Raw genomic sequence first — 5,539 nt, 5'->3', positions numbered from 1 at the left:
TTGGTCTTCTCCCAGCTTTCATGGGTTACAGTTTCCATTATCTCATCTCTTTTAAATGCGATAATATCCAAAAATGTATACTGTCCCAGCCTTTCTCTTATTTCCGAATAGATTATATCATCTAGTCTTGCCTGGGCACCCTTTTCATCATGAACAGTCTGAAGGAATAAAAGTGGATCGACTATTCTCCATCTGGCATAATTATCTATCACTATATTCTTCTTGTCTTTTGTAATCAGATCTTTAGGTTCAGCATCGTAGTCTAAAAGCCTCTTATCAAAATATACAACATTATCAATAAAAGGTACCTTAAACTTAAGCCCGGAAGTGTTTATCTCCTTACCTACAGGTTTACCAAATCTTAGAACTACAGCTTTCTGTATTTCTGAAACCTGATATACCGAAGACGCAAAAACAATTACAATTAGGACTAAAACAACATTAATTCCTTTTTTCATTTGTTTTCCCCTCCTCTTGAATCAGGTTCAGTACTCCGTTTTTCACATCAGAGTCTATGATTACCTTGTCTACATCTTTTAGATTTTTCTCAAGGTTTTCAAGATAAAGTCTTGTTTTTGTTACCTCTTTCCCCAGTTTATAATTTTCATAAAGCTTCAAGAATCTCACCACGTCACCTTGAGCTTCTTTTGTCCTTTTTTCTCTGTATCCTTCAGCGTCATTTAAAACTTTAAAAGCCTCACCTCTAGCCTTTGGTATTATATCATTCATATAACCATTGGCTTCATTTATATAACGAATCTTGTCTTCCCTTGCACTGGCTACGTCTTTAAAAGCCTGTACTACTTCAGCAGGAGGTTGTACATCTTGAAGCTGTACGTTTAGGACGGTGATCCCGCTGTCATATTTCTGAAGTATTTCCTGTAGTTTTTCACGAGTCTCGATTTGTATATTGGATTTTCCTTCAGTCAGAGTTTCATCAATATTATATTTACCGACTATCTGTCTCATACTTGCCTCAGATGCGTCTTTTATTGTTTTGGAAGGATCTCCCATATTAAACAAAAACTTTTTAAGGTCCGATATCTTATACTGAACACTAAAATCCACATCCAGAATATTCTCATCACCTGTAAGTATCAAAGATTCTTCCTTCATATCTTTATACTTTGCAGGAGGCCCCTGACTTACGGTCCTAAACCCTATCTCTGCACGGTATACCTTTGTTGTTTTTACCTTGATCCGCGATGCTATCGGTCTCGGAAAATACCAGTTTATACCTGGTCCTGATGTCTTCTGATATTTACCAAACAAAAGTAATACGACTTCCTCATCTGGACCTACTACAAACACTCCGGTAAGAAGATATAGAAAAAAAATAGGAACAAAAATAAATTTTCCAAATCCTCCCAGATATTTTTTTACCAATTCCAGCAAATCTTCCACTGTGTACATGTTGTTCTCTCTGCCCATTATAAATCCTCCCCTTTTTTAAAGATTATATTATCTTTCCAATTCAAGGGTAAATTTAAGCCGCTTCAAGCCGTTCTTTATGGACCTTGCTTTAAATTTACTTATTCCCCTTATCTCATATAGATCTTCCACACTTGCTTCCTGTATAGAGGCGAGATCATCGTATTCACTTATGATCTTTTCCACATCCCGCTTATTGAGTCTTGTTATTTTCCCAAGAATCCTATACCCTTTGGGACTTACTTTGTTATCAAGGGTAGAGTATGTTTTTCCATATCCAAGAATAAAGGATAGTTTTTCATGTTCCAATAGTTCTTCATCAGTTAACTTATCTAATTCCAAATTAATTTGATTTATATCCAGCTCGCCCTTATCGATGTTATAATAATCTTTTATAAAGTTTATTTTCTCGTCTTTCAGACCTTGCAGCAGTTCTTCTAACTGGAGGTTTATAAGTCTTCCCTCTACTCCCAATTCTGCCACATAATTTCTTACCTCTTGTTTTATTCTGAATATCATTTCAAATCTTTGAAGTATTGTTGTCACCTCATAAAGAGTTGCCAGGTCATCAAACTCCATAATTGTAAGGTTTGCCAGAGCCTTGTCCAGAACAGTTTTATATCTTTCAAAGGTCTTTATTGCCTGAGTGGCCTCTGTCATTATCTCCCCTATATCCCGGAGTTTATATCTCAGTTCCCCTTTATACAGAGTTATCCTGTTCCGCTTCTCTGATATGGCAATGACCAGTTTGTTACACTGTTTGGCTATTCTCTGAGCAGTTCTGTGCCTTGTCCCGCTTTCATCTGTAGTATAATTTTTATCCGGCTGCATGTGGACATTTGCATAAAGTATCCTCTCACCTGTATAGTCTAGAATTATGGCTCCGTCCATTTTTGCCAGCTCATATATTCTCTGGGAATTATATTCACAGTTTATAAAAAACCCACCATCCAACATGCTCTCTATATTTTCATCGATTCCAATGACTAAAAGAGCACCGGTTCCAGCATCTAGAATATTGTCCAGACCTTCCCTGAGAAGTGTCCCAGGAGTGACACTCGAAAGGATGTCCACTAGTTTTCCTTGATTTTTCATATTATCTCATCCTTTCCAAAAGCTCACCTATACTTTTCAAATAAATAAGCTTTAATTTATAGTTATTTTTTTCTATATCTTTTCTATTTGCTTCAGGAACATATACTCCTGTAAATCCAAGCTTCTCAAGTTCTCTAAGCCTTTTATCCATAAAGGATATCTTTCTTATCTCTCCCCTCAAGCCCAGTTCTCCCACTGCTGCTATTTTCTGGCTTATCTCTATACCGTTGCATACTGAGAGCATAGATATTAAGAAAGCTAGGTCAGCAGACGGATCTTTTACCGTTATTCCCCCGGGAATATTTACAAAGAGATCTTTTGTGGAAAATGCAATCCCTGCTTTTTTTTCTGCCACAGCACTCAATATTTGTACTCTATTTTTATCAAGACCCTGTACTATCCTTTTGGGTATACCAAATGGGGAATCTGTTATAAGAGATTGGACTTCCAAAAGAAAGACTTTTGAACCTTCTAATACTGGCACAATCATACTTCCTATATTTTTTTCTTCACGGTCACTGAGAAAAAATTCAGATGAATTTTTCACCTCTCTCATTCCGTCTTCTTCCATGTTGAAAATACCCAATTCATTTGTAGAACCGAATCTGTTTTTTATACTTCTCAATATTCTATAAAAAAGTCCCTCTTCACCTTCAAAATTAAGAACTGCATCCACCATGTGTTCTAGCATTTTTGGACCGGCTACTTTCCCGTCTTTTGTTATATGCCCTACCACAAAGAAAGATATATTATAATTTTTCGCAAGCTCAACTATTCTCAGAGTGCACTCTCTTATCTGAGTCGGAGTCCCTGGGATAGATTCCGAGTTTGAACTGTAAAGGGTTTGAATAGAGTCGACAACCACTACTTTTGGTTTTTTCAAAGACAGATGTTCATATATAGTTTCTATTTCTGTTTCAGACATTATAAAAAGATTCTCAGAAGATATACCTAATCTTTCTCCTCTGTTCTTTATTTGAGAAGGAGACTCTTCACCGGAAATATATATTACATCTCCATATTTGGTATATTCTTTGGCCGCCTGCAAAAGAAGAGTAGATTTTCCTATACCTGGATTACCGGTTATCAGGACTACTTCCCCTTGGACAAGACCTCCTCCTAGCACTCTGTCAAATTCCTTTAGATTAGTAGTATATCTATAATTCCCTTCTACTTCTATCTGCGAAAAATTTAATATTTTCACATTGGATTTTCCAGAAGATGATCCTTTAGATATAATTCTTCTCGCTGCAGCAGGCATCTCTGTTTCCTCTTCCAGAGTCCCCCATTCTTCACAGTCAGGACACTTTCCGAGCCATTTTGCACTTTTATATCCACAACTGCTGCATACATAAAGATTTTTATCTTTAGCCACTTATTTCCCCTCTTTTACCATTTCATCTACTTTATTACATATATCTTTTACAATTTTTTTATTCACAAAATGCTCTAAGTTTCCTTTATTTAAAGCTACTTCTCTTACGAGACTTGCACTCAAATATAGATTTTCTCTTGAAGCCGGTAAAAATACAGTTTCAAGTTCCCCATTGGAAAGAACAGAATTCCCAAGGGCCATCTGAAGTTCATATTCATAATCAGATACGGCTCTCAGACCTCTGAAAACTATATTAGCATTATTTTCTTTCATAAAATTTACCAGAAGTCCGTTAAAACTCATTATTTCCACGTTATCTAGATCTTCTACTACTTTTTTTATGAGCTCTTCTCTTTCCTTCAGGTCAAACCAGTATTTTTTAGAAGCGCTATTCAATATTCCTATAATAAGCTTATCTGTGAGATTTGCTGCTCTTTTTATTATATCTTCATGTCCCTTTGTGATAGGGTCAAAACTACCTGCATATACTCCTATTTTCATCTATCATACCCCTATACTTCCAGTAAAATTTCATATTCATAATTATCTTTAAGAGGATCCACTTCCAATTTAAAAAACTTTCCTTTAGATTTCAGATAAACTTTTATAAATTCATCATATATTCCCTTAAAAAAACCATTGAGATCTTTTGATATTTTGAGTTTAATTGTAGAGATCTCTTTTTCATCTGAAACAATTTTTATTTCAGTTATGACATCATTGATTACAGAATCCTTTGATTTTATCTTTCCTGTTCCGCTGCAGTGCTGGCATTCCTCTTGAAAATAATGAGTCAGAGGTTTACCAACTCTTTTTCTAGTCATCTCTATAAGACCAAGGTCTGTAAAATGAATAATATTATTTTTTATTCTGTCTTTCTTCAGGTTTTCTTCGAGCACCTCTGTGACTTTTACTTTGTCTTCCTCATGCTTCATATCAATAAAATCTATAATTATTATACCACTCATATTTCTGAGCCTGAGCTGTCTGGGGATCTCCATAGCAGCCTCTATATTGGTTTCAAAAACCGTCTCCTCCAGATTCATACGCCCTGTATTTTTACCTGTATTGACATCTATACTCACCAGGGCTTCAGTCCTCTGTATCACCAGATAACCACCACAGTCGAGCCATACCACCTCTTTCAGGGCCTTATCCAGCTGATTATTTATCCCGTAGGTTTCAAATACAGGAAGACTTTCGTTGTAAAGTTTTATTTTAGTCCTCATCGAGCTTTCGCTGAAAGCATTTATATAGTCTATAATTCCCCAATATTTTTTTTCATTATCTATTATCAGCTCGTCTATATTAGAGGAAAAAATATCTCTCAAAACAGTATTTACAAGTTCATTGTCCCTGTAAATTATATCCCCCGGTTTAGAATGGCTTATCTTTCTCTCTATGTCATGCCATTTTTTCACCAGATACTCCACTTCTCTTTCAAAGTGAAGCTCATTCTTACCCTCTGCCGCAGTTCTTATGATAAATCCCATATTATGTGGTTTTATCTCTTTGAGAAGCTCTTCCAGCCTTTTTCTCTCTTTATCATTTTTTATTTTCTGAGATATTGCTACATAATCATTGTTTGGCATTAGCACCAGATATTTACCTGGAATAGTATAATGAGTAGTTACCCTG

The 5,539-nt window shown here is 35.7% G+C and carries 6 protein-coding genes; all 6 read right to left on the bottom strand.

Translation table 11 applies throughout. The features are described from left to right. The coding region (locus tag ABZA26_RS06570) for an SPFH domain-containing protein (RefSeq protein WP_372713724.1) at positions 1-458 on the bottom strand (458 nt) is incomplete at its 3' end. Then, positions 442-1,431: an FtsH protease activity modulator HflK gene (gene hflK, locus ABZA26_RS06565; RefSeq protein WP_372713723.1), complete on the bottom strand. Its 990-nt coding sequence runs from the start codon at positions 1,429-1,431 to the stop codon at positions 442-444. The genes ABZA26_RS06570 and hflK, both read right to left, overlap by 17 nt. A 30-nt stretch (positions 1,432-1,461) precedes the next feature. Then, the gene (disA, locus tag ABZA26_RS06560; RefSeq protein WP_372713722.1) at positions 1,462-2,526 is read right to left on the bottom strand and encodes a DNA integrity scanning diadenylate cyclase DisA; all 1,065 of its coding nucleotides are present in this window, start codon (positions 2,524-2,526) and stop codon (positions 1,462-1,464) included. 1 nt (position 2,527) lies between these two features. After that, positions 2,528-3,901 (bottom strand): DNA repair protein RadA, encoded by a 1,374-nt coding sequence (radA, locus tag ABZA26_RS06555; RefSeq protein WP_372713721.1) that lies wholly within the window; start codon positions 3,899-3,901, stop codon positions 2,528-2,530. After that, on the bottom strand, positions 3,902-4,402 hold the full coding sequence (gene coaD / locus ABZA26_RS06550) for a pantetheine-phosphate adenylyltransferase (protein ID WP_372713720.1): 501 nt from the start codon (positions 4,400-4,402) through the stop codon (positions 3,902-3,904). 11 nt (positions 4,403-4,413) lie between these two features. Beyond that, the coding region (locus ABZA26_RS06545; RefSeq protein WP_372713719.1) for an Rne/Rng family ribonuclease at positions 4,414-5,539 on the bottom strand (1,126 nt) is incomplete at its 5' end.

This window comes from Ilyobacter sp. (assembly GCF_041583315.1).
Taxonomy (GTDB): Bacteria; Fusobacteriota; Fusobacteriia; order Fusobacteriales; family Fusobacteriaceae; genus Ilyobacter.
Note: the sequence above shows the minus strand (reverse complement) of the source record. Positions and strands in the feature narration are given on the sequence as shown.

Coding starts and splice junctions, on each gene's coding strand:
- coaD (WP_372713720.1), bottom strand. CDS start 4,402: ATGAAAATAGGAGTATATGCAGGTAGTTTTGACCCTATCACAAAGGGA.
- disA (WP_372713722.1), bottom strand. CDS start 2,526: ATGAAAAATCAAGGAAAACTAGTGGACATCCTTTCGAGTGTCACTCCT.
- hflK (WP_372713723.1), bottom strand. CDS start 1,431: ATGGGCAGAGAGAACAACATGTACACAGTGGAAGATTTGCTGGAATTG.